The 23,575-nt window shown below is 65.6% G+C and carries 19 protein-coding genes; 3 read left to right on the plus strand and 16 right to left on the minus strand.

The genetic code is table 11. The features are described 5' to 3' along the window. Positions 1–16 precede the first annotated feature (16 nt). The 4 genes from NTD88_RS06795 to NTD88_RS06810 form a co-directional block, all read right to left on the minus strand. A complete protein-coding gene (locus tag NTD88_RS06795; protein WP_262156210.1) occupies positions 17–1,879 on the minus strand; it encodes a CocE/NonD family hydrolase in 1,863 nt (620 codons plus the stop codon). 78 nt (positions 1,880–1,957) lie between these two features. Continuing rightward, positions 1,958–2,779 carry a TorF family putative porin gene (locus NTD88_RS06800; protein ID WP_262156211.1) on the minus strand — a complete coding sequence of 274 codons (822 nt, stop codon included), beginning with the start codon at positions 2,777–2,779 and terminating at the stop codon, positions 1,958–1,960. 229 nt (positions 2,780–3,008) lie between these two features. Beyond that, the gene (locus tag NTD88_RS06805) at positions 3,009–4,130 is read right to left on the minus strand and encodes an extracellular solute-binding protein (RefSeq protein ID WP_256587655.1); all 1,122 of its coding nucleotides are present in this window, start codon (positions 4,128–4,130) and stop codon (positions 3,009–3,011) included. A 21-nt stretch (positions 4,131–4,151) separates the two neighbouring features. Next, entirely contained in the window at positions 4,152–5,384 is a 1,233-nt protein-coding gene (locus NTD88_RS06810) for a serine hydrolase domain-containing protein (RefSeq protein WP_262156212.1), read from the minus strand. 127 nt (positions 5,385–5,511) lie between these two features. Here NTD88_RS06810 and NTD88_RS06815 point away from each other — a divergent pair, with 127 nt between their 5' ends. Next, complete coding sequence (locus NTD88_RS06815; RefSeq protein ID WP_095153442.1) at positions 5,512–6,114, plus strand: TetR/AcrR family transcriptional regulator; 603 nt, start codon at positions 5,512–5,514, stop codon at positions 6,112–6,114. Positions 6,115–6,163: 49 nt separating this feature from the next. Here NTD88_RS06815 and NTD88_RS06820 read toward each other — a convergent pair whose 3' ends face one another. The 11 genes from NTD88_RS06820 to araD1 form a co-directional block, all read right to left on the minus strand. Next, a complete protein-coding gene (locus NTD88_RS06820) occupies positions 6,164–6,733 on the minus strand; it encodes an NTP transferase domain-containing protein (protein ID WP_262156213.1) in 570 nt (189 codons plus the stop codon). After that, positions 6,730–7,752, minus strand: a complete 1,023-nt coding sequence (locus tag NTD88_RS06825) for an XdhC family protein (protein ID WP_262156214.1) — start codon at positions 7,750–7,752, stop codon at positions 6,730–6,732. The genes NTD88_RS06820 and NTD88_RS06825 overlap by 4 nt, the downstream gene beginning before the upstream one ends. 16 nt (positions 7,753–7,768) lie before the next feature. Next, a complete protein-coding gene (locus NTD88_RS06830; protein WP_262156215.1) occupies positions 7,769–9,121 on the minus strand; it encodes a c-type cytochrome in 1,353 nt (450 codons plus the stop codon). A gap of 12 nt (positions 9,122–9,133) precedes the next feature. Beyond that, positions 9,134–11,392, minus strand: coding sequence for a xanthine dehydrogenase family protein molybdopterin-binding subunit (locus NTD88_RS06835; protein WP_262156216.1), 2,259 nt, complete (start codon positions 11,390–11,392; stop codon positions 9,134–9,136). Further along, positions 11,392–11,850 carry a (2Fe-2S)-binding protein gene (locus tag NTD88_RS06840; protein ID WP_262156217.1) on the minus strand — a complete coding sequence of 153 codons (459 nt, stop codon included), beginning with the start codon at positions 11,848–11,850 and terminating at the stop codon, positions 11,392–11,394. The genes NTD88_RS06835 and NTD88_RS06840 overlap by 1 nt, the downstream gene beginning before the upstream one ends. Before the next feature lie 151 nt (positions 11,851–12,001). Further along, entirely contained in the window at positions 12,002–12,904 is a 903-nt protein-coding gene (locus NTD88_RS06845; RefSeq protein WP_262127832.1) for a LysR family transcriptional regulator, read from the minus strand. A gap of 186 nt (positions 12,905–13,090) precedes the next feature. Next, positions 13,091–13,999 (minus strand): LysR family transcriptional regulator, encoded by a 909-nt coding sequence (locus NTD88_RS06850; RefSeq protein ID WP_262156218.1) that lies wholly within the window; start codon positions 13,997–13,999, stop codon positions 13,091–13,093. A gap of 122 nt (positions 14,000–14,121) precedes the next feature. Next, positions 14,122–15,693, minus strand: a complete 1,572-nt coding sequence (locus NTD88_RS06855; protein ID WP_262156219.1) for an aldehyde dehydrogenase (NADP(+)) — start codon at positions 15,691–15,693, stop codon at positions 14,122–14,124. Between the two features lie 33 nt (positions 15,694–15,726). Beyond that, positions 15,727–17,280 (minus strand): UxaA family hydrolase, encoded by a 1,554-nt coding sequence (locus NTD88_RS06860; RefSeq protein WP_262156220.1) that lies wholly within the window; start codon positions 17,278–17,280, stop codon positions 15,727–15,729. A gap of 29 nt (positions 17,281–17,309) precedes the next feature. Further along, complete coding sequence (locus tag NTD88_RS06865; protein WP_177454383.1) at positions 17,310–18,629, minus strand: MFS transporter; 1,320 nt, start codon at positions 18,627–18,629, stop codon at positions 17,310–17,312. A gap of 72 nt (positions 18,630–18,701) precedes the next feature. Further along, positions 18,702–19,700 carry an AraD1 family protein gene (gene araD1, locus NTD88_RS06870; RefSeq protein WP_095153433.1) on the minus strand — a complete coding sequence of 333 codons (999 nt, stop codon included), beginning with the start codon at positions 19,698–19,700 and terminating at the stop codon, positions 18,702–18,704. Between the two features lie 110 nt (positions 19,701–19,810). On the opposite strand from araD1, the gene NTD88_RS06875 reads away from it, so the two are divergent. Beyond that, on the plus strand, positions 19,811–20,728 hold the full coding sequence (locus NTD88_RS06875; protein WP_262156221.1) for a LysR family transcriptional regulator: 918 nt from the start codon (positions 19,811–19,813) through the stop codon (positions 20,726–20,728). A 494-nt stretch (positions 20,729–21,222) separates the two neighbouring features. Here the strand turns inward: NTD88_RS06875 and NTD88_RS06880 are convergent, their stop codons facing one another. Further along, positions 21,223–22,143, minus strand: a complete 921-nt coding sequence (locus NTD88_RS06880) for a LysR family transcriptional regulator (RefSeq protein WP_262156222.1) — start codon at positions 22,141–22,143, stop codon at positions 21,223–21,225. Between the two features lie 206 nt (positions 22,144–22,349). On the opposite strand from NTD88_RS06880, the gene NTD88_RS06885 reads away from it, so the two are divergent. Beyond that, positions 22,350–23,570: an MFS transporter gene (locus tag NTD88_RS06885; protein ID WP_262156223.1), complete on the plus strand. Its 1,221-nt coding sequence runs from the start codon at positions 22,350–22,352 to the stop codon at positions 23,568–23,570. The last annotated feature ends 5 nt before the right edge of the window (positions 23,571–23,575 follow it).

A 23,575-nucleotide genomic window follows, 5' to 3' on the forward strand; every position in this document is an offset into this window, starting at 1 on the left:
GCGGGTGGCGCGAGGGTCAGAACGGCGGCCAGGACGACAGCGGATCGTGGCGGCAAGGCTGTTTGAGCAGTGAATTGCACTCGGGCAGGTCTGGCGGCACGTTCACCCCGGTCAGCTCGCCGAGCACCAGGCGCGAAGGGTGCGCCGCGTCATGGAACACCGTGTTGCGGCTGGACAGCGCGTAGTAGGCGAAGCCGTAGCCGCCGGTGCGCGAGGGCGCGTCGATCCAGATGCGCAGCCGCGAGCCTTCACGGAACGGGTGGGAGAACGGCGGGATTTCCACCCGGCCCAGCGCCGGCACGTTCGGCAGCATTGGCTGGATACCGTCCGGTTCGTTGAGCTGCTGTGGCCGCAGTTCGCTGGATTTGCTGTCGTCCAGTTTGCGGTTGGACATGCGCAGCCAGCCGCGCTGGACGAACACTTCCTTGTCGTCCGGGCGCACCTCGGTGATGGTCACCTGCACATCGGTGTCGGGGGCGAGGAAGGTCGACAGCCAGATGTCCGCGCTGGCGCTGCCGTAGCTGAGGAAGTCGCGTTCGAACGGCGCGCTGGTGTAGGCCAGGCTGCCGTCACGCCACAGCGGGTGTTGCCAGCCCCAGGCATGGTCCTTGAGGTAGGTGTTCACGTCCGGGCCGGGGATCGGGTAGATATACGCGTCCGGTTTGCCGCTGCCTTTGCCGCCCTGGACCAGTTCGCCGCCCTCGTTGAGGGCGAAGCTCACCGGCTTGACCGGCAGCGGGTACTGGTTGCGTTCGATGGTCCAGCCCGGGCGTGCGCTTTCGTTGGCCTGATGGCGGCCGCTGCGGTCGTCGGCCACGGTTTCCTGCCAGATTTCCAGGTGCGGGGTGCTTTCGAAACTGTTCTGCTCGCCTTTGACGAAGTGGTCGAGGAAGGCGTAGAGCTTTTTGCGGAAACGCTCCGATTCGTAGAGGTTGTGGCCGCCGCTGGTTTGCACCATCCAGAGCTTTTTCGGGTCGAGGCGCTCCTGGTAGAAACCTTCGCGGGCCAGCACCGCCTCGTCCTGCCAGGCCTGCATCGACAGCACCGGCACCTGCACAAGATTGGCGCGGTCGCGCGGGGCGCGCTGCTTCATCCAGTCATCGTGCTGCGGGTGACGGAGCATCTGGTACATCAGCGAGGTGTCGACCACCTTGGCCTGGTTTTCCGTCACCTGGGCGATGCAGCGCTCGTCGCCTTCGCTTTTCGCGCTGGCCTTCACCGCCTCCCAGCGCTGGTCGACGAACCAGTGCCAGGTGGTGGTGAATTCCTGGTTCGGCACGCCGCCGAGGAACCAACTGTCGGTGTAGGCATCGCCGAGGATCATGCCCGGCGCGATGGCCTTGAGGCCCTGGGGGCGTTCCGAGGCGGTCATCAACTGCGACATGCCGGCCCACGACCAGCCGAACATGCCGACACTGCCGGTGGACCAGTTCTGCTGCGCGGCGAACTCGACCGCGCTGCGGCCGTCGCTGCCGTATTCCGGGCCGAGGAAATCGAAGGTGCCTTGCGAGCAGCCGGTGCCGCGGGCTTGCACGCCCATCACGGCGTAGCCGCGTTCCACCAGGTCCTTGTCCATGGCTACGGAGAAGGTTTCGTTGTCTTGCAAATAGGCCGAGCCGCCGATGCTGCCGGAGTCATAGCCGCTGTAGCGGATCAGCACCGGGAATTTGCCGTCGCCCTTGGGCAGCAGCACCGAGTAGCGCAGTTGGGTGCCGTCGGCGGCGGTGATGTAGCCGGTGACGCGCTTGCCCCAGAAGGCTTCGAAGCTGCGGTCGGACGGCGGCAGGCCGTCGCCGCCGGGCGGGGCACCGGCGCAACCGGCAAGCAGCAGGGCCAGGCTCAGGGCGCTGAGGCTCAGCGCGCGGGTGAGGGAGGGCATGGACATAACTATCCTCGGATCAGTCGTTGCGTAGGGTGGCGGGGCGCTGACGTGCGGCCCGCATCATTCAGTCAGTGCTCAGAAGCGCTTGCTGGCGGAGAACACCACGGTGGCGGAGCAGTCGCCGCCCTTGCCGAAGTTGTTGGTGCACTCGGCCTCGGACAGGTCGGTGTCGATGTAGGCGGCCTTCCATTCCAGGCCGTAGGCGCGCTTGCTGACCGCCAGTTGCCAGTCGTTGTAGTCGCTGCGGTACTTGCCGCTGGCCGAGCGCCAGGCCTGTTCGTCCGGGGTCGAGGTGTGGCCGAAGCGGACGTTGAGCTTGGTCTGCCACGGCAGATAGAAGTCGTATTCGGCCCAACTGATCAGGCGGTGCCCATCGCGCTCGGTGATGGCGGCGTTGGCGGGCAATACGCCCCAGCCGATCAATTGGTCGACCTGGGCGGCGGCCGCGGCGCGGGCCGGCGGGTTGCGCAGGTCGTTGGCGTATTTGAAGCCCACGGTGGCGTTGCGGTAGCCGAGGGTGCCGATCCATTCGCCGAAGTTGATCCAGCTATCGCCGGGGTATTCGTAGCGGACGTAGGACAGCGAGAAGCGCGTGTTCTCGGTGATCGGTCGGGCGATGCCGACGTAGTAGTCCCACTCGCGGTTGCTCTGGGTGCCCATGTCGACGTTGGCGGTGAACACGCCGGCGTAGAGGCCGCTGATCTTGTGCACCAGGGTGGCGGACGTGAGCAGGACGGGGCCGTCGTCCTGGTTCAGGGAAAAGCCGCCGACGCGGTAGTCGCTGGCCAGCCCGACGTTGATGTCGAGCAGGGTTTCCGGGGTCAGGTCGATGGCCTGGGCGGACAGTGAGAGGCCGAGCAAGGCGCCGGCCAGCCCCCCGAGAGTCAATTTGTTCATGTGTTCTGCTCCATTGTTGTGATTGATCTGGCAGATAAGGGCGTCGCGTTGTAGGTCTTGTTATTGGATGGCCTGATGGCCCCCGCGCTTTTTCCGGGCATGACGACAGCGCTGGCTCGATCGAAGGCGAGCCACTCAGGCACCGGGCAAGGTTTGTTTTGGGCGGGTGAAGCGGGTCATGGATCAGTGTCGGCGGGTGCAGTTCTCCTTGTGCGGTTGAGCGGGTGCTTCAGACATCGGAGCGAATCCGGTTCCACAGCCGTGTCAGCAGGCGCAGCACTTGCCGTTGTGGCGGCTCGGCCTGGAACAGCAGGTGACGGTCCTCGTCCGGGACGAACAGGTTGTGTTCGCCGAGCAGTTGCGGGTCGATCAGCGCCTTGCTCGCCGGGGTAGGGTTGGGGTAGCCGATCTGGTTGGTGACCCGGGCGATCACCTCCGGCTGCAGCAGCCAGTCGATGAAGGCATGGGCCTGGGCGAGGTTCTTCGCGCCCTTGGGGATCACCATGTCGTCGGACCACATCAGCGTGCCCTGGCGCGGCAAGGCCATGCGGATGTCGTTGCCGTTGTTGGCGCCGAGGGCCATGTTGCGCGCCGCGAGCATCCCGCCGGACCAGCCAAGGGCCACGCAGATATCGCCGTTAGCCAGGTCCTGGGGGTACTTGGACGAGTTGAAATAGCGCACGTAGGGCCGGATCGATTTGAGCAGCACCTCGACCTTGTCGTAATCGGCCTGGCGCGTGCTGTTCGGGTCCAGGCCGAGGTAGTGCAGGGCGATCGGCACGACCTCGTTGGGGCTGTCGAGAATGGCCACGCCGCACTGGCTCAAGCGGGCGATGCGCTCCGGCTTGAACAGCCAGTCGTAGTCGCGCATGTCGACGTCTTTGCCGAGTACCGCCTCGACCTTGGCCTTGTTGTAGCCGATCAGTGTGCTGCCCAGCAGGTACGGCACCGAGTAGCGGTTGCCGGGGTCGAGGTGCTCGCGCTGTTGCAGGGTGCTGGCGTCGAGCTGATGCCAGTTCGGCAACTGCTGGCGGTCCAGCGGCAGCACGGCGCCGGCGGCGATCAGGTTGGGCACCTGGCTGCTGCCGGGGAACGCGAGGTCGTAACCCGCGGTGCCGGTCAGCAGACGGGCCTCCAGCGTTTGCGGGCTGTCGAAGACGTCGTAGATGACCTTGATGCCGGTGTGTTTCTGGAAATCCTGCACCACGTCCTTGGGCAGGTACTCGATCCAGTTGTAGATGCGCAGTTCACCGCCCGGGGTTTGATCCGGGGCCTGGTCCTGGGCCTGGACGAGCAGGCTGGCGCCGCCCAGCAGCAGGGCCGTGGTCATGGTTTTCAGCAAATGCTTCATGGGGCTCTCCTGTCGGTCGGGTCAGAGCGCACGGACGAGGGCGCGGAGCAGGCGGACGGTGTCGATGTCGAGGATGCTTTCGGCCACCGGCATCGACGACTGCTTGACGATCACCACGCGGCGCTCGAAATCCAGGTACAGGTACTGGCCGTGGATGCCCACCGCCAGCAGCGCTTCGCCGGGATAGACATACCACTGGCTCTTGTAGCTGGCCCCGGGACTCCACTGGGCGAAGCTCTCGTTGGCGGCATAGATGGCCGGATCACCACCGGCCAGCACGGCGCCGATGGCGTCGGCGCTGAGCAGTTGGCGGCCTTGGCAATGGCCGCGGTCGAGCAACAGGCTGCCGTAGCGGGCCATGTCGCGCAGGGTCGCGTTGAAGCCGCAGCCGGTGATGTTGCGGCCCCACGGATCAGCGAGGAAAAACCCGTCGCGCTCGCAGCCCAGGCCCTGCCAGATGTCGCCCAGCAGCTCGGCGCAACTGCGGCCGGTGGCGCGCTCCATCACCCAGCCGAGGGCTTCGGTGGTCGCGGTCACGTAGTGGAAGAAACCGCCGTGCTCGCCACGCTTGCGCATCCCTGGCAGGTATTCGTAGAGCGACTGACAGGCCTGGATACCGGCCGGTGGCGGGGTGAGCCCGCAGGCGTAGCCGAAGTGCGAACTGCCGGAGTCCGGGTCGTCATAGACCTCGTCGTAGTCAATGGATACGGCCATGTCCATCAACTGGCGCACGCTGGCATCGCCGAAGGCACTGCCTTCGAACTCCGCGACGTAGTGGGCGGCCAGGCGTTGGTCGTCCAGTTGGCCGTTCTGCACCAGCTCTTCGGCTTTCATGCCGATCAGCGACTTGGTTACCGAGAACATGATGTGACGCGTGGTCTCGCCGTGGCCGTTGGCGTACAGCTCCTGGGCGACCTGGCCGTCTTTCATGACCAGCCAGCCGTCGGTGTGGGTCGCCGCGAGGTGATCGGCCAGGCTGACGTCATCGCCCGATGCGCTGAGGAAACTGAAGTCGGCAATCGAATAGCCGGCGGCGGGCAGGGGCCCGGTGGCTGCCTGGCCACGTGGCACGCTGATGCTCGGGCGGATCCGCCCCAGGTTGTGAAACGCCCAGCGGTTGTGCGGCGGCGTCATGAAGTTGTGCCAGGTCACCCGTTGCGCGGCGGGCGGTGGAAACCCCTCCATCAACGGCGCTACGGAAGGTGCGCTGGTGCGATAGGCTCTGCGCATTGCCTCGACGAAATCGGTGTTCATGGACAGCTCCGTGGGGTGGCGGTGGGAAATTTTTATCTCCATATAATTTTATAGTCAAATAAAATATTTGATCGAGATTGAAAATTTACTAGAATCGGCACCTTGCCAAGGCCACCCGGAGAAGAACGTGAGCGGATTACGACAGAGACAAAAGGAACTGCGGCGAGAGGCCATCGTTACCGCGGCGCTGGAGCTGTTCGAGACGCACGGCTTCACCGCGACCACCGTGGAGCAGATCGCCGTCCAGGCCGGGGTGTCGACACCGACGGTGTTCAACTACTTCGGCAGCAAGCAGGACATCCTGCTGGCCCTGATGGAACACGCCGACCAGCGCGCGCTTGGCGACGCCCGGGTGCAGATGCCGGTGTTCGACAACGCCGTCGATGCCATGTGTTATCTCGAATCGCAGATCATCCGCCGTGAACTGCAGGCCTTGCCCGCTGCGATATGGCGCGAATTGCTGCCGCTGGGCGTGCTCACCCCGCGCCCTGACGCCGCGACCCACCTCAACCAGCGCCTGATCGACGAAGTGGCCGGGTTGCTGCGCGATCTGCAAGCGCGGGGCTTGTTGAAGGCGTCGTTCGATGTCGAGTTCGTCGCGGAATTTCTCAATGACTACAGCTCGACGCTGTTCATGCGCCTGGTGCAGGACGACGTGCCGGACCTGGAGGCCCATGACCGGCGCATTCGCACGCTGACCCAGACGTTGGTGGAGGGGTTGGCGCCGTAAGCGCCTCGGGGCGCTTGGCTTAGGCCGTGGCGCGGATAGTCGGTGTAACTTAGCCCGTGAGATCCCCAGGCAGATCGATATCCCGCACAACTCCCGGGTCTTGCACCTCGATCCGCACACAGGCCTGAGGGTTATCGCCGATTACCTGTCGGCCACCCTGATCGCCGTTTGCCCGCAACAAGGCGGGCCAGAAGCGGCGCCCGAACAGCACCGGATGGCCCCGCTGGCCATGGTGAGCCGGCATCAGGATGCGCTCGCTATCAGCTTGGGCGCACAACTGCCGCAGCGTCTGCGTCTCGATCCAGGGCATGTCTCCAAGCAACACCGCCACTGCCACGGCGGGATTATCCGCCAGCGCGCCAATGCCCGCGGCCAGGCTCGCGCCCATGCCTTCGTAGGCGTATTCGGCGCGGATGAGCGCGACCCGGTTATCGAGGCCCAAGTGCTGCGGGTCATCGTCGGGGCGCAGCACCACATGGACGTGATCGAAGCCCGTCAGGACCCGCTCCACTGTCGCGGCCAGCACGGTCTGGCCAGAGGGGAGCCGCGCCAGCCGCTTGTCGCTGCCAAAACGCTTGCCTCGACCGGCGGCCAGCACCAACGCCACGCAGGTGCTCATGCCGCTGGCACCTGCAGTTCGCGGCTGTGCTTGGCCCGCGAGACGCTGATTTCGCCAGGCAGGGCAACGCCGTTCTTGGCGGCAAGGATTTCGGCCATGACGCTGACCGCGATTTCGGCGGGGGTCTTGCTGCCGATATAGATGCCGATGGGGCCATGCAGGCGTTTGAGCGAGGCCTCGGTTTCGCCGAAATGCTCGATCAGCCGCTCGCGGCGCAACTGGCTGTTACGGCGCGAGCCGATGGCGCCGACGTAGAACGCCGGGCTGTGCAGGGCCTCCAGCAGAGCCAGGTCATCCAGCTTGGGGTCGTGGCTGAGGGCGACAATGCAGGTGCGGACATCGACCCGGTAGGCCCGGACCACGTCATCCGGCATGCCGACGATCTTCTCGACCCCGGCGACGTTCCAGCCGCCCATGTACTCGGGCCGTGGGTCGCACACCGAGACCTTGAAACCGTTGAACAGGGCCATGGTCGCCAGGTACTCGGCCAGCGCCCCGGCGCCGATCAACAGCACGCGGTAGCCGGGGCCGAGGGTGTTGAACATGTGCCGGCCATCGAAGCTGAACTGCTCCGGGAGTTGGGTCGGGGTCAGGGTGACCTGGCCGTCGCTCAGGTCGAGGTCGCGGCGCACCAGGCTGCCGCTGTCGAGCAGTTCGAGCAACTGCTCCAGGCGGGCCGGTGCTGGGTCGAATTCGAGGATCAGTTCGAGGGTGCCGCCGCAGGGCAGGCCGAACCGGTGGGCTTCGTCGGCGCTGACGCCGTAGCGCACCACTTCGGGCAAGCCGCCGCGCATGCCGGCGCCGCCATGGGCGGTGGTGTAGCGATGGATCAGGTCATCCTCGATGCAGCCGCCGGAGACGCTGCCCACCACCCGGCCATCGCCGCGCAGCGCCATCATCGAACCCACTGGCCGGGGTGACGAACCCCAGGTGCGGGCGACGGTGGCCAGCAACACCGGCTCGCCCGCCTTGACCCAGTCGCGGACGCTACGCAGGACCAGAAAATCGATACTTTCCATGACTGCCATAACCTCCTCAGCGCATCTGCAGAATGATCGGGCTGCTGCTGGCCGGATCGGTGTGACCGCGCAGCTTGCCGACCGACTGGGGCTCGACCTTGCCACCCTGGTTGCCCCAGGTGGTGCGGATGAAACTCAGCACATCGGCGATTTCCTGGTCCGTCAGTTGCGCGCGGAACGCCGGCATGCGGTAGGCATCCGGCAACCCGGCGGCGACCACCCGTTGCGAGCCATTGAGGGTGATATTGATCGCCGAGGCGTCCTCGCGGGCGAGCGCCGAAGTCGCCCCGGCCAGCGGCGGCATCCACTCGGCCAGGCCCTTGCCGTCGAGGCCGTGGCAGGAGGCGCAGCGGGTCACGTAGGTATGCGCGCCGGCATTGTCCAGGTGCTGTGCGGCGGACACCGCCTGGTATTGCCAGGGTGCGCCGTCGCGTTGTGCATCGCCGGGCAGCGATTTCAGGTAATGGGCGATCGCTGCCAGGTCATCGTCGCCCATGAACTGCGTGGAATTGTTGAAGGCCTCGGTCATCGAGCCGTAGACCACCGCATGCTGATTGCGCCCGGTCTTGAGGAACCGGACGATATCGGCCTCGCTCCAGCGCCCCAGCCCGGTGTTGTGATCGTCGCGCAGGCTCGGCGCGTACCAGCCGTCGAGCAGGGCGCCGGCAAGGTACGGCTTGCCGGTTTCATCCAGGGCTTTTTCGTTGAACGCCAGGCCGCGGGGAGTATGACAACTGCCGCAATGGCCGGGCCCCTGGACGATGTAGGCACCGCGGTTCCACTGCGCGTCCTGTGAGGGTTTGTCCGCGTAGGGGCTGGTCGCGGCGAACACACCGTTCCATAGAGCGATGGGCCAACGCATGTTCAGCGGCCAGGGAATGCTCCCCGCAAGGTTGGCTTGCCTGACCGGCCGCACGCCTTGCATGAAGAATGCATAGAGCGCGCGGACATCGTCGTCACTGAGCTTGGCGTAGGACGGGTAGGGCATGGCCGGGTACAAACGCCGACCGCCGGGCGCGACGCCATGGCGCACGGCGCGGTCGAAGTCGGCGAGGCTGTAGCCGCCGATACCGGTCTCCCGTTCGGGGGTGATATTGGTGGCATGGATCACGCCCAGCGGTGTCGCCATCGGCAACCCGCCAGTGAATGGCGCGCCGTCCGGCAGGCTGTGGCAGGCGACGCAATCGCTCAGGCGCGCCACATATTCGCCATGGCTGACCAGCGCCGCATCGGCACTGGCGTCAGCGCGTGGCGCGGCGTCGAACGGCGAGGCGGGCTCGCGGTTGACGTACCAGGCCAGCAGGCCCGCCGCGACAAGGCACGGCAGCACCAGCCAGCCGGCGGTTCTTGCGAATCGGCTGCGAGTCATGGGCGTTCCCCGTCAGGTGAAGGTGTAGCGGCTCAGGGGCATGCTGCGAATGCGCTGCCCGGTCAGCCGCGCTACCGCGTTGGCCACTGCCGGCGCGACCGCCGGCAACGGTGGTTCGCCGATGCCGCCCATTTTCGCCCCGCTCTCGATGATGCGCACATGCACCTTGGCCATGCGCGACGGCGGCAGGATCGGGTACAGGTCGTAGTTGCGCGCCCGTGGCTTGCCGTCGATGAACACCGCTTCTTCCAGCAGCGCCTGGGACAGGCCCAGGGCCACGGCGCCATTGACCTGCGCCTCGATGATCGCCGGATTGACGATGCTGCCCGGATCGATTGCCTGCCAGATGTCGTGCACCCTGACCTGGCCGTTCTCGATCGACACTTCGGCGATTACCGCAGCTTCGGAGCCGAACGGCGAGGCCATGGCCACGCCGCGGGCACGCCGGGTGCCGTCTTCAGCGGTAAACGGGCCGCGCTTCCAGCCGCCGGACAACTCGCCCACCGCATTCAGCAGGTTGGTCAACCGCGGGTTGTCGCGCAGCAAGTGCTGGCGCAGCTCGAAGGGGTCCTTGCCGCCCTTGTCGGCGAGTTCGTCGAGAAACGCCTCGTAGAAGAAGTCATTCAGGGAATTGCCCACCGAACGCCAGTAGCCGAGCATCATCGGGCCTTGGACGTAACGCTGGGCGATACGTTTGTTGGGGATGGCGTAGGACTTGCCTGACAAGCCTTCCAGGGCGGTGGGGTCGATTTTGTCGCCCTGCTTGCCGGCGAGGGCTTCGCTGGGGCCTTCGGTGGCGCTGATCGCTTCGATCGCCAGCGGCAGCCCGTCGCCATCCAGCGCGGCGCGGAACCTTACCGCGGCGATCGGGCGCAGCACATCACGCAGGAATTCTTCCTCGCGGCTCCAGATCAGCTTCACCGGGCGGCCGACCGTCTTGGCCAGCTCGATGGCCTGGGGGTACGGATTGGCGGACTCGTAGAGAAAGTGCCGGCCGAAAAAGCCGCCCAGCAGCGGCGAGTGCAGGGTGATCCGGGCGGGATCGAGGCCGGTGCGTTTGGCGATGTCGGCGCGGAACATGTCCGGCGCCTGGTTGGGCAGCCAGACTTCCAGCGAGCCGTCGGGGTTGAAGCGTGCCAGGGCGGACGGCGGCTCCAGTTGGGCGTGGTTGAGGTATTGGTTGTGATAAGTGGCCTCGACCGTGGTCTTGGCGGTGGCGAGGATGCCGGCGATATCGCCCTCGTGTTCATCATCCCGGGCCGGCCCTTGTTCGGCGGCGAGGCGTTCGCGAAAGGCGTCGCTGGAGAAGTCCGCGGGCATCGCCCGGACCTTGCCGCCGCTGACCGCTTCTCGCCAGTCGACCTGGATGGCTTCGGCCGCACGCTTGGCGTGCCACCAGCGTTCGGCGACCACGGCGACCGCGCCGGGCAGGCGATGGACCGAATGCACGCCCTTCATCGCCTTGACCTGCGCTTCATTGCGCAGCTCGCCGACCGTCATGCCCAGGCGCGGCGCGTGTTGCACCGCGGCATGGAGCATGCCGTCGAGCCTGATGTCGATGGTGTACTGCGCCTTGCCGGTGGACTTGTCGTAGGCGTCGACGCGGCGCACCGGCTTGCCGATCCAGCGGAACTGGCTGGGGTCGCGCAGTTGCACACTGGCCGGGTCGGGCACTGGCAGGTCCATGGCACGTTCGGCCAGCTCGCCGTAGGCCATCGAGCGGCCCGAAGCCACATGCAGCACCTTGCCGGGCTCGGTGGACAGTTCGCTCACCGGCACGCCGAGACGCTCGGCTGCGGCCTGCAGCAACATGGCCCGGGCCAGGGCGCCGAGACGGCGCATGGTCGGGTAGCTCATGCGCACCGACATGCTGCCGCCGGTAATGCGCATGCCGTTCTCCATCACCACATAGGCGTCGCCCGGCGGCGCGCTGTCGACGAGGAAGGTGGCGGGATCGGCGTCCAGTTCCTCGCCGACGATCTGCGCCATGGCGGTGTAGGTACCTTGTCCGCCCTCCATGAACGGGCAAAGCAGGCGCACGGTGCTGTCCGGGCGGATTTCAAGAAACGCCGGCACCTGGGTGCCGCGCTCCTGGGCCGCGGCGGCGGCAGCCTGGACCCTGGCCGAACCCAGCGGCAGGCCGAAACCGATGACCAGAGCGCCGACCGCGGTGCCGGCGGATGCCAGCAGGAAACCCCGTCGTGACAGGTTGACCGGTTCACCCTTGAGCAGGGCAGTCAATGCTTCGGGCGCGTCGATGGGCGTGTTCATCAGACGTTCTCCTGTTGCGTCGCCAGGTCATGCACGGCGGCATGGATAGCGTTGTAGGTGCCGCAACGGCACAGATTGACCATCGCCGCGTCGATCTGCGCGTCGCTGGGTTTGGCCGTGTGTTTGAGCAACGCGGTCGCCGCCATCACTTGCCCGGACTGGCAGTAACCGCACTGGGCCACCTGGTGTTCGACCCAGGCCGCCACCACGCGCTTGCCCACCTCGTCGGCCTCGATGGCTTCGATGGTGGTCACCTCGCGCCCGCTCACCGCCGCCACCGGGGTGACGCAGGAGCGCACCACGTTGCCGTCCACCAATACCGAACAGGCGCCGCACTGTGCCAGGCCGCAGCCATACTTGGTCCCGGTCAGCCCCAGGTCGTCGCGGATCACCCACAGCAGGGGCGTATCGGCGTCAGCCTCGACCTGATAGGTCTTCTGGTTGATTCGTAGCTCCATGGTTCACCTGCTAATCAGTCGGTTGATGTCTTGGTTTTCTTATAGGCAGGTGCCACGCACAGGCGCGTGGCCCAAACCAGAAACGCTAGCACAAGGCTGCAAGGGGCATTCTTCGCGTTCATCGCATGAGTCCAGCAACGGGATTGATGAATCAGGGCGCGTCGGACGGCAGCCGCAGAGCGTCGATCACCACCTGCATGGCCGGCGAGGGCTTGCGCTGCGCCGCGTAGTACAGGTGATAGCCGGGAAAGCGCCGCCAGCACTGCTCCAGCACCGCAATCAAGCGGCCGGTCGCGAGGTGCGGGCGGGCCAGGTCTTGCGGCACATAGGCGAGGCCGTGACCATCCAGCGCGGCGTTGAGCACCTGATAGATGCCGTTGAACACCAGGCGCCCGCCAACCCTGACGCTTAGCGCCTGCTCATCGTGCTGCAGTTCCCAGGCGTAGAGGTTGCCGTAGGTGGGCAGGCGCAAGTTGATGCAGTCGTGATCCATCAGCTCACCGGGAGTACGCGGTGGTTCGCGACGGGCGAAGTACGCCGGGCTGCCGATGATTGCCATGCCGAAGTCCGCGCCGATCGGGATCGCACGGATGTTCCGGGCCAGGCCGTCACCCAGGCGCACGCCAAAATCGAACCGGCCCTGGACGATGTCGACGAGGTTGTAGTCGGCGTGCATTTCCAGGTTCAGCCGGGGATGAACGGCCAGCAAAGGTGCCAGCTTCGGCCACAGCAGCGAGTCGATGGCATGGTCGCCGGCGGTGATGCGCAGGGTGCCACTGACGGAATCGGTGAACTCGGCGACCGCATGCAACTGCGCCTCGATGGCCTCCAGCCTCGGCGCCACGCTGGCGATCAGCCGTTCGCCGGCCTCGGTCACGGCAACGCTGCGGGTGGTGCGGGTCAGCAGGCGTACGCCCAGGCGGGCCTCCATCGCACCGATCGTATGGCTGAGCATCGATTGCGACATGCCCAGTTGCGCCGCGGCGCGGGTAAAGCTGCGTTCGCGGGCCACGGCGATCAATGCGAGCAAGTCGCTGTAGGGCTCTTTGGCCATCCGGGGGTTCCTTGAAGTGGCTTGAAATCCAGGCTCGAAAACAGGTGAGGAACGGCCGGGGTCGCGCTTGACGTTGACGGGTCGTCAAGCGGGCTACGGGACGATGGCACCAGTCTAGGGATTGGCATGCCCTGCAAAAACCCGGATAAAGCGCATGTACCTATGCATCGGATTGATAAATAGGACTCAGGCTGCGGGATAGCGCAAGGCCGCGATGAGCAACGTCATCGCCGCAGACGGCTGGCGTCGGCTCGGGTAGTACAGGTGCAGCCCGGGCCAGGTCGGGGACCAGTCGTGCAGCAGTTGCACCAGCGCGCCGGCCTGCAAGTGAAGCCTGGTCATTTCTGCCGGCATATAGCAAATGCCCAGCCCGGCCACTGCCGCTTCCACGCAGTCGAAGCTGCTGTTGCACACCAGTTGGCCGTCCACCCGCAGGTTGAGTGGCGTACCGTCCTTCTCGAACTCCCAGGCCCACAGATTGCCGAGGCTGGGCAGGCGCACATTGATGCAGTTGTGCTGGAGCAGGTCCGCCGGCGTTTGCGGTCGGCCATGCTGGGCCAGATAGCCCGGGCTGGCCACCACCGCGAAGGGCGCGTCGGGACCGATGCGCACCGCGATCATGTCCTGATCCAGCGACTCGCCCATGCGCACGCCGGCGTCGAAGCGCTCGGCGACGATATCGACGAAACCGTTGTCGGCGACCAGCTCGACCTTGATCTGCGGGTAGTGCGGCAGGAACTGCCTGAGCCTGTCCATCAGCACCGCGTTGATCGCATGGTCCGAAGCGCTGATACGAAGCGTACCGGCGGGGCTGTCGCGAAACGCGTTGAGGGCCTCGAGTTCGTTATCGATCGCTTCCATGTGCGGGGCCACCGTGCGCAGCAGTTGCTCGCCGGCTTCGGTGGGGGTGACGGTGCGTGAGTTGCGGGCCAGCAACTGCACCCCCAGTCGCGCTTCGAGGGCGCGAACGGCATGGCTGACCGCTGTTTGTGTCACCCTCAGGCGTGCGGAGGCCTTGGTGAAACTGCCTTCACGGGCGACGGCGAAGAAAACCGGGAGGCCGCTGAAGGCCTCGCGGAGGGATTTGTGCTCCATGGCTGGCGCATCTCACTGAAAGGATTGATGCACGGTAATGGCTTGGGGAAGGATTTTGAAGGGTAGATTCTTTGAACCTGGGTGTCGGCGCATCGAGTTCACCGCGCCAACACCCAGTGCCTTTACCTGCTGTACTCACCATCGATCAGGCGCGGAATGCCCAGCGGATTGGCATCCTGCAACGCGGCAGGCAGCAGCTCATCGGGGTAGTTCTGGAAACACACCGGCCGCAGGAAACGATCGATGGCCAGCGTACCAACCGATGTGCCACGGGCATCCGAGGTGGCCGGATACGGACCACCGTGAACCATCGCATCACAGACCTCGACACCGGTCGGATACCCGTTGAGCAGGACGCGGCCGACGTTTTCCAGCAGCAACTCACTCAGCCAGCCATAGGCGCGCAACTCGTCCGGCTCACCGATCAGCGTGGCGGTCAGTTGCCCGCGCAGGGCCTGGATGGCGGCGCTCAGTTGCGTCTGATCTTCGACTTCGATCACCAGCGTGGCCGGGCCGAACACTTCTTCCTGCAACAGCTCGTCGCCGTTCAGCAGCAGGCTGATATCGGCCTGGAACAGTTGCGGTTGCGCCTGCGTGCCGGTTTGCACGGCGCCGGCCAAATGCCGAATGCCGGAGTGACCGTGCAGATGCTCCAGCCCCTTGCGGTAGCTGGCCAGGGTGCCGGCATTGAGCATGGTCTGCGCCGGTTGGTCAGCCATGTGCGCCGTGAACTGTTCGATGAACGCGCTGAACGCCGGCGAACGCAGGCCGAGGATCAGCCCGGGATTGGTGCAGAACTGGCCGCAGCCAAGCGTCACCGAACTGCTGAGTTCGCGGGCGATGGTGGTGCCACGGGCTTGAAGGGCATCCGGCAGGAGGATCACCGGGTTGATGCTGGACATCTCGGCAAACACCGGGATCGGCTGCACCCGTTCGGCGGCCATGCGGCACAGGGCGTTGCCGCCCTTGAGCGAACCGGTGAAGCCCACGGCCTGGATTGCCGGATGCTTGACCAGCCATTCGCCCACGCCACCGCCATAAATCATGTTGAACACGCCCGCTGGCATGCCGGTGCGCTCGGCGGCGCGCAGGATTGCGTCGGCGACCCATTCCGCTGTCGCCATATGGCCGCTGTGGGCCTTGAACACTACCGGGCAGCCGGCCGCCAACGCGGAGGCGGTGTCGCCACCGGCGGTGGAGAAGGCCAGCGGGAAGTTGCTGGCGCCAAACACCGCCACGGGGCCGACGCCGATGCGGTATTGACGCAGGTCCGGGCGCGGCAGCGGCTGGCGCTCGGGCAGCGCGTGGTCGATGCGTGCGCCGTAGAAGTCGCCGCGGCGCAAGACCTTGGCGAACAGGCGCATCTGGCCGCTGGTGCGGCCGCGCTCGCCCTGGATGCGCCCGGCAGGCAACGCCGTTTCGCGGCATACGGTGGCGACGAAGTCGTCGCCCAGGGCGTCGAGTTCGTCAGCGATGGCGTCGAGGAAGTCCGCGCGTGTGGCGGCGCTCAGGTTGCGGTAGATCGGGAAGGCGGCGCTGGCCGCCCTGGCCGCGGCATCCACTTGCGCCTCGGTGGCCTGGCTGAACCGGTGCGGCAGCGGCTCGCCGGTGCTGGCGTCGAGGCTGTGCAGCCAGGTGTCGCCTTGGGCCGAGCGCTGGCCGCCGATGTAGTTGTGACCGAGGATCGAGGTCATTGGGGTCTCCGTAATCAGGTAAAAACAAGGAAATCAGGTGATGGCGCCGATCTGCCACGGCACGAATTCGTTCTGCCCGTAGCCGTGCTGTTCGCTCTTGCTGCGCTCGCCCGAGGCGATGCTCAGCATCAGGCGGTAGATGTGCTCGCCGCGCTCTTCGATGGTCATGCTGCCGTCGGCGATGCCGCCGCAGTTGACGTCCATGTCTTCCTCCTGGGTTTCCCAGAGGCGGGTGTTGGTCGCCAGCTTGATCGACGGCGAGGGCGCGCAGCCGTAGGCCGAGCCGCGGCCGGTGGTGAAGGCGATCAGGTTGGCGCCGCCGGCGACCTGGCCAGTGGCAGAAATCGGGTCGTAGCCGGGGGTGTCCATGAACACCAGGCCGTGGGCGCGCACCGGTTCGGCGTATTCGTAGACGTCGACCAGATCGCTGGAGCCGGCCTTGGCCACGGCGCCGAGGGATTTCTCCAGGATGGTGGTCAGGCCCCCGGCCTTGTTGCCGGCGGACGGGTTGTTGTTCAACTCGGCGCCCATACGCTCGCAGTAGGCTTCCCACCACTTGATGCGGGCGATGAGTTTTTCGCCGACCTGCTGGCTGACCGCACGGCGGGTCAGCAGGTGCTCGGCGCCATAGATTTCCGGGGTTTCCGAGAGGATCGCGGTGCCGCCGGCGGCGACCAGGCGGTCCACCGCGTTGCCCAGCGCCGGGTTGGCGGTGATGCCCGAGTAGCCGTCCGAGCCGCCGCATTGCAGGCCGACGGTGAGGTGGCGAACGCTGACCGGCTCGCGCTCGACGCGGTTGGCCTCGGCCAGCAGCGATTTGACCTGGGCGATGCCGCTGGCGATGGTCTTCGAGGTGCCGCCGGTGCCCTGGATGGTGAAGGTGCGCAGGGCGTCGCTGCTTTCCAGGCCCTGGGCCGCCAGCAGGTCGGGGATCTGGTTGGTTTCGCAGCCCAGGCCGATCATCAGCACCGAGGCGAAGTTGGCGTGTACCGCGTAACCGCCGAGGGTCCGTTGCAGCATGGCCAGGGCTTCGCCGCCCGGGTCCACCGCGCAGCCGACGCCGTGGGTCAGGGCGACCACGCCGTCGACGTTCGGGTAGGCCGCCAGGGCTTCGGGGTGGATGTCGCGGCGGAAATGGTCGGCGATGGCGCGGGCCACTGTCGCCGAGCAGTTCACCGAGGTGAGGATACCGATGTAATTGCGCGTGGCGACCCGGCCATCGGCGCGGACGATGCCCATGAAGGTGTCGCCGGTCGGCGCCTGCACGCCCTTGGCATCGACGCCGAACGCGTAGTCACGGGCGAAGTCGCCCATCGCCAGGTTATGTACGTGAACGTGTTCACCGGCGGCGATGGCCTGGCTGGCAAAGCCGATGATCTGCCCGTAGCGGCGCAGCGGCTGGCCGGCGGCGATGGCGCGGGCGGCGACCTTGTGTCCGGCCGGGATCGGTGCCAATACGCGGATGCCTTCTTCCAGTTCCAGGCCCGCGGGCAGCGCTTGGCGGGCGATCAGCACGTCGTCCAGCGGGTTGAGGCGGATCACGGCGTTGGCAGCGCTTTCACTGCCTGTTCTTGTAATGAGTTGCATGGCGGTTACCTCAGAAATACAGCGGGGGCTCAGGCCAGCCCGCGCTCGCGATAGTCGATCAGGCCGGAGAACAGCATCAGGCCGAAAGCCATGACCACGAAGAAGATCAGGGCCAGGAAGTAGGAACCGGTGAACTGCACGATCAGGCCGATCAGGATCGGTACGATGACGCCGACCATGTTGCCGCAGAAGTTCATGCTGCCACCCAGCACGCCGGCCTTGGACTTGCCGCCGAGGATTGCCGGCAGGCACCAGTACATGCCGCACCAGCGGATGAAGAACAGGGCGACGCAGAGCAGGGCGATGACCCGCGCGGCATCCGGGGTGTAGGCCACCAACAGGATGCACAGCGCGGCGACGGCGGCAGAGCCGGCGAACATGCTGCGCATCACGGTGTTTGGCTGGCCGCCATTGGTTTTCCATTTGTCGGCGACCCAGCCGCCGATCAGTTCGCCGACGAAGCCGCACATGAAGATCAGGAAGGTCGCGCCACCCATGGCCTTGATATCGAGGTTGTGGGCTTGGTGCAGGTAGCTCGGCATCCAGGTCAGCAGGCCGTAGAACACGCTGTTGTAGCAGGCGTAGCCGGCGAACATGCACAGCACCGAGCGGCTTTTCAGCAGTTCCTTGAGCACGGCCTTGCGGTTGCCGTTGTTCTTGCTCGCGGCGTCGTTGGCCTGGGTGATGTAGTCCAGCTCGGCCTTGTTGACTTGCGGGTGTTCGCTCGGGTGGTTGCGGATGTACCACCAGGCCCAGATCCCCACCACGACGGTGCCGACACCGGCGATGAAGAAGGCGATGCGCCAGGAATCGAACCAGGTAATCAGGCCGGCAATGATGATCGCGCCGAACGCGGTGCCCAGCGGCGCGCCGCCGTCCACCAGGGTGGCGCCACGGCCACGCTCGTTGGGGGTCAGCCAGGCGCCGTTGAGCTTGGCGCCGGCGGGCATGATTGGCGACTCGGCGACACCCAGGCCAATGCGGGTGATCAGCAAGGTGATCCAGTTGTGCGCGAAACCGCCCAGCGCCTGGAACGCACCCCAGCCGACAGTGGCGACACCGACGATATTGCGCACCTGGAAGCGGTCCAGCAGCATGCCGCTTGGGATCTGCATCAGCGCGTAGGACCAGAAGAAGGCGCTGAGGATCAGGCCTTCCAGGGCCGGGGTCAGTTCGAACTCGGCGGAAATCAGCGGTAGGGCGACCGACAGCGAGGCACGGTCGATGTAGTTGATCGCCGCCAGCAACAGCAGGATCAGGAAAATGCGCCAGCGCACGGTGGTCGGGCGAGCGCTGTCAGTGGCGGCGAGGGCGGGCGAGGGGGCCGCCGGATAGGGGCTGTTCTTCATGCTCATCTCACTCTTATGGTTGTTATGAAATGCCGGGCGGCGCCTCCCTGCGCCTGCTTCACATGCGCCGGGTCAGAGCGGCTTCACGGCGCCCGGTTCCAGCGGCTCGGCGGCACGGGCAACGCTGTTGCGCAGTGGCGCGCCGAACTCGCTCAGGCTGATCTCGAACACATCGCCTTCGACGGTCTTGATCTGGTCGGCGAACGACAGGGTCGCGGTGCCGAAGAAATGGATATGCACGTCGCCAGGGCGGAGGAACTGGCCGTACTTGAAGTGGTGATACTCCAGGTTCTCCAGCGAATGGCACATGTTGTCTTCGCCGCTGAGAAAAGGTTTTTCCCACAACACGGTGTCGCCACGGCGAATCCGGCTGGTGCCTTCCAGGTGGCGGGGCAGCTCGCCGACCCGCAATTCCGGGCCATACGAGCAGTTACGCAGTTTCGAATGGGCGAGGTACAGGTAGCTGCGGCGCTCCATGACATGGTCGGAAAACTCGTTGCCGACGGCGAAACCCAGGCGGTAAGGCTGGCCATCATCTCCGATCACGTAGAGGCCGGCCAGTTCCGGTTCCTCGCCGGCGTCTTCGGCGAACACAGGGCTCTGGAATGCCTGTCCCGGACGGACGACCGTGGAACCGTCGCCCTTGTAGAACCATTCTGGCTGCGCGCCCACGGTGCCTGCGGCGGGACGGCCACCGTCGATGCCCCACTGGAACATCCGCGCGGTGTCGGTCAGGGCGGCGGCGTCATCGATTTTCTGCTGGTGCATCTTGTCGCGGGTCGAGGCGCTGCCCAGGTGGGTCAGGCCGGTGCCGCTGATCAGGCAGTGAGCCGGGTCTTCGTGGTCCAGCGGCGGCAGCACGCGGCACTCGGCCAGGACCAGGGAATAACTTTCAGTACTGCTGTCCAGCCCGCGCTCCAGAACCTCGGCGCTCAGGCTGCGCTGGTTACGGATGGCGGCGAGGGCCAGTTCACGCATGTGGGAGGTATTGCGCACAACCTGGATCAGGTCGCCTTCGACCACGCCAACATGGCGTTTGGCTTGTGCAGTCTCGAATTGGATCAGGCGCATGAGGGCTCCTGTTTGTTCTTGTGGAGGATCGTCTGAGGGCCACTTTAATTTTCCCGGGCGATGCTGCCTAATGAGAGCTGTTTACCCCGTGATAACTTTTAGTGATCCCTATGCTGCCTTCCTTGAGTTCCATGGCTTCACGCCTGCGCCTGCGTCAGTTGCGCCTGCTTATCAGCCTCGACGAACTGGGCTCGATCCACAAAGCCGCCGAGGCCATGTCCATCACCCAGCCCGGTGCGACCAAAGCCCTCAACGAAATCGAATCGACCCTCGGCGCGGTGCTGTTCGAGCGCACCAGCAAGGGGCTGGAAGCCAATGACCTGGGGCGTTGCGTGGTGCGTTACGCACGCTTGATCAATACCGACCTGGCGCATTTGCGCGAAGAAATGCTCGGCATTCTTCAGGGCCATGGCGGGCGGTTGTCGGTCGGCACCATCATGGGCGCCGTGCCGATGCTGGTGGAGGGCCTGGCGCACTTGCGCGAGAGCCAGCCAGACCTGTCGGTGACGGTGGTCGAGGACACCAGCGACCGCCTGCTCAGCCTGCTCGACCAGGGCCGGCTGGACGTGGTGATCTGCCGGACCAGCGTCAGCCGGCGGCCGGATGCGTATGACAGCCGGGTCAAGCATCAGGAGCAACTGGTGCTGGTGGCGAACCCAGCGCACCCGCTGGCCGGTAGCGAAATCTTGAACCTGACGCAACTGACGGATTCACGCTGGGTGGTGTTCCCGGTGAACATGCCCCTGCGCCTGACCCTGGAGCGCGAATTTCGCCAGGCGGGGCTGAGCTTTCCGCAGTACCCGATCGAAACCTCATCCACCTTCACCACCTTGTCGCTGCTGCGCCAGGACGCGGGACTGCTCGCGGTCATGCCGTGGGACGTGGCCAAGGTGGCGGTAGAGCACGGCATGCTGGTGAAGTTGCCGCTGCAGTTGCTGTCGCGCAGCGAGCCGTATGAAGTGGTGACGCGGCGGGGTGTCGAGTTGAGCGGGCCGACGCAGGTGTTGATTGGTATTTTGATGGAGTGAGGGGCATGGGTATTTACACATCTTTCTGTCATGTGGTGGCTGGAAGGCGCCTGTCAAAAAACCGCGTAATGGCCACCATGCGCATGTCGGAAGTTTTCTAGCGCTCTCAAGACCGAGCGCCGCCCGCGCGGCGCATCGCGGATGAATCCGCTCCTACATTTGCTGCAACGTACCTATGCCTGTCAGGCCATGGTTGACCGCCTTGGTGGTATGACGCGGTATCGAGTCGACCTCAATAGCCTCCCCGCAATTCATCGTCAAACGCCAAAGACGGGCAACGCCTATCTGACAGGCCATGGCACGTTGCAGCAAATGTAGGAGCGGATTCATCCGCGATGCGCCGCGCGGGCGGCGCTCGATCTTGAGAGCGCTGAAAAACTGTCGGCTCGCGCTTGGCCGCCATTACCCGATTTCCTGACTGACGCCTCATGGTCTTCATACAGCCACAAGATGTTTAGATACCCATGCAACGATGGCCTCCACTAAACAATACGTTACCCACCAGACCGCCCCCAATACGGCGGCTCACCAAAATGCTCGACGAAGAACTCGACAAACGCCCGCACTTTCTTCGAATTGCGCCGATTCGGCAGGTACACCGCATACACGCCGCTGTCTTCGCTGTTCACGTGGGCCTTCCATTCCGGCAACACGATCTGCAACCGGCCGGCGTCGATGTCCTTGCCCACCAACCAGTCGGCGATCAGCAGCAAGCCCATGCCATTCAGCGCGGCCTCACGCAGCACCAATGAGTTGTTGGCCCGCAACGGGCCGCTGACCCGCACGCTTTCTTCGCTGCGACCAGTGAAATGCCAGAGGTGGTTGCCGCGGGTGTAGGCGAAGGTCAGGCAGGCGTGCTGGGCAAGGTCGGCCGGGGTGCGTGGCACGCCATGGCGCCGCAGGTACTCGGGGCTGGCGCACAGCAGTCGGTGATGCGGCGCCAGGCGCCGGGCGACGATATCCGGCGAGTTCACGCTGCCCAGGCGGATCGCAAGGTCAAGCCGCTGCTCGACCAAATCCGCCACGTCATCGGACAGCAGCAGTTCCAGGGTGATGCCGGGGTAGCGCGCGAGAAAGGCCGGCAGCGCCGGGGAAATATGCAACTGCCCGAAGGCCACCGGCAGGCTGACGCGCAGTTGACCCCGGGGCGGACCCTGCGCTTCGCTGGCTTCCAGGTTGGCGCTCTCTAGATCCGCCAGCAACCGCACGGCATGTTCGTAGTAGGCTTCTCCGGCGGTGGTGAGCGTTACCCCGCGGGTCGAGCGATTGAGCAGCCGCGTACCGAGCTTTTCTTCAAGGGCATCCACCTGGCGCGTGACTGACGAGGTGACCATGCCCAACTGTCGCCCGGCCGAGGCGAAGCCGCTGGCATCCACGGTGGCGACGAAAGCGTTGAGCGCCGCGAAACTGTCCATGATTTTCCCTATTGCGCTCTGCGCAACGAAATTTTCCGCATCTTCTGTAGCCTGAGCACGACTCGTCAAGCGAAGTTAACCTTGGCCTCAGGCTAGTCGTTGCGTAATGCGCAACGCTGCGTTGCCCGACAGACGGATTCTCTCGGCTGACGCCGCGCTCTACGCTGGCGTCCTTACTCCCGATTCACCCTGATGAGGTGTCGTCAATGTCCTCCGGCAATTCAGCTACCACTGCTCCCACCAGCCAGTCCGCCAGTGCCACGCCGGCGCTACCCACGGCCCTGGTGGTGTTTCTCGCCTTCTGTTGTGGCGCGGTGGTCGCCAACCTCTACTACGCGCAGCCGATCGTGGAAATGATCGCGCCGTCCATTGGCCTGTCCACCACCCACGCCAGCCTGATCGTGTCGCTGACCCAGTTCGGTTACGCCCTGGGCCTGTTGTTCCTCGTGCCATTGGCGGACTTGCTGGAGAATCGCCGGCTGCTGGTGACCTTCACCCTCGCCGCGGCGGTGTGCCTGGCCGCGGCGGCGTTGAGCCAGACGCCTTCGCTGTTCCTGCTCTGTTCGCTGCTGATCGGCCTGACCTCGGTAGCGGTGCAGATCCTCGTGCCGCTGGCCGCGCACATGGCGCCGGAAGAATCCCGTGGCCGGGTCGTCGGCAACATCATGAGCGGCCTGCTGCTGGGCATCCTGCTTTCCCGTCCCTTGGCCAGCACGCTTGCGCAAGCCTTCGGCTGGCGTGGGGTGTTCTTCAGCGCGGCCGGGCTGATGGTGGTGATGGCGCTGGTGATGGGCTGGTTGTTGCCGCGCCGGGTGCCGGCGCATCGGGTCAGTTACCCGGCGCTGATCGGCTCGGTGTTCACCCTGGCCCGTCGCTATGGGGTGTTGCGTGAGCGTTCGCTGTATCAGGGTTTGCTGTTCGCCAGTTTCAGCAGTTTCTGGACCATCGCACCGATCGAGCTCATTCGTCAGCACGGCTTCAGTCAGAACGGCATCGCGCTGTTTGCCCTGGTCGGCGCGGTCGGCGCCATTGCCGCGCCCATCGCCGGCCGTCTGGCGGACGCCGGGCATGGCCAGCGCGGCACCCTGATTGCCTTGTTGCTGGCGCCACTGGCATTGCTCGCCGGGGCGTTGCCGGGGGCAGGGTGGTGGTGGATGGTGGTCACCGCGGTGCTGCTGGATTTCGCGGTGCAACTGAACATGGTGCTCGGCCAGCGCGAAGTCTATGCCCTGGATCCGCACAGCCGGGCGCGGCTGAATGCGGTGTACATGACCAGCATTTTCGTCGGCGGCGCACTGGGCTCGCTGATTGCCAGCCCGCTCTATGAAACCCTCGGCTGGACAGCGTTCGTGGTCTTGTCGGCGATCCTGCCGGGGCTGGCGCTGCTGAAGTTCATGCTGCGGGCCGGTGGGGCGGCCCGTCACTGACGGGG

The sequence above is a fragment of the Pseudomonas sp. 20P_3.2_Bac5 genome, from assembly GCF_025466035.1.
Classification (GTDB): Bacteria; Pseudomonadota; Gammaproteobacteria; order Pseudomonadales; family Pseudomonadaceae; genus Aquipseudomonas.

What these genes read in the sequence shown, in the direction of transcription:
- NTD88_RS06835 (WP_262156216.1), bottom strand. Translation starts at nt 11,392, where the DNA reads ATGAACACGCCCATCGACGCGCCCGAAGCATTGACTGCCCTGCTCAAG.
- NTD88_RS06855 (WP_262156219.1), bottom strand. Translation starts at nt 15,693, where the DNA reads ATGACCTCGATCCTCGGTCACAACTACATCGGCGGCCAGCGCTCGGCC.
- NTD88_RS06845 (WP_262127832.1), bottom strand. Translation starts at nt 12,904, where the DNA reads ATGGCCAAAGAGCCCTACAGCGACTTGCTCGCATTGATCGCCGTGGCC.
- NTD88_RS06840 (WP_262156217.1), bottom strand. Translation starts at nt 11,850, where the DNA reads ATGGAGCTACGAATCAACCAGAAGACCTATCAGGTCGAGGCTGACGCC.
- NTD88_RS06820 (WP_262156213.1), bottom strand. Translation starts at nt 6,733, where the DNA reads ATGAGCACCTGCGTGGCGTTGGTGCTGGCCGCCGGTCGAGGCAAGCGT.
- NTD88_RS06805 (WP_256587655.1), bottom strand. Translation starts at nt 4,130, where the DNA reads ATGAAGCATTTGCTGAAAACCATGACCACGGCCCTGCTGCTGGGCGGC.
- NTD88_RS06880 (WP_262156222.1), bottom strand. Translation starts at nt 22,143, where the DNA reads ATGGACAGTTTCGCGGCGCTCAACGCTTTCGTCGCCACCGTGGATGCC.
- araD1 (WP_095153433.1), bottom strand. Translation starts at nt 19,700, where the DNA reads ATGCGCCTGATCCAATTCGAGACTGCACAAGCCAAACGCCATGTTGGC.
- NTD88_RS06860 (WP_262156220.1), bottom strand. Translation starts at nt 17,280, where the DNA reads ATGCAACTCATTACAAGAACAGGCAGTGAAAGCGCTGCCAACGCCGTG.
- NTD88_RS06830 (WP_262156215.1), bottom strand. Translation starts at nt 9,121, where the DNA reads ATGACTCGCAGCCGATTCGCAAGAACCGCCGGCTGGCTGGTGCTGCCG.
- NTD88_RS06865 (WP_177454383.1), bottom strand. Translation starts at nt 18,629, where the DNA reads ATGAAGAACAGCCCCTATCCGGCGGCCCCCTCGCCCGCCCTCGCCGCC.
- NTD88_RS06825 (WP_262156214.1), bottom strand. Translation starts at nt 7,752, where the DNA reads ATGGAAAGTATCGATTTTCTGGTCCTGCGTAGCGTCCGCGACTGGGTC.
- NTD88_RS06885 (WP_262156223.1), top strand. Translation starts at nt 22,350, where the DNA reads ATGTCCTCCGGCAATTCAGCTACCACTGCTCCCACCAGCCAGTCCGCC.
- NTD88_RS06810 (WP_262156212.1), bottom strand. Translation starts at nt 5,384, where the DNA reads ATGAACACCGATTTCGTCGAGGCAATGCGCAGAGCCTATCGCACCAGC.
- NTD88_RS06850 (WP_262156218.1), bottom strand. Translation starts at nt 13,999, where the DNA reads ATGGAGCACAAATCCCTCCGCGAGGCCTTCAGCGGCCTCCCGGTTTTC.
- NTD88_RS06795 (WP_262156210.1), bottom strand. Translation starts at nt 1,879, where the DNA reads ATGCCCTCCCTCACCCGCGCGCTGAGCCTCAGCGCCCTGAGCCTGGCC.
- NTD88_RS06875 (WP_262156221.1), top strand. Translation starts at nt 19,811, where the DNA reads ATGCTGCCTTCCTTGAGTTCCATGGCTTCACGCCTGCGCCTGCGTCAG.
- NTD88_RS06800 (WP_262156211.1), bottom strand. Translation starts at nt 2,779, where the DNA reads ATGAACAAATTGACTCTCGGGGGGCTGGCCGGCGCCTTGCTCGGCCTC.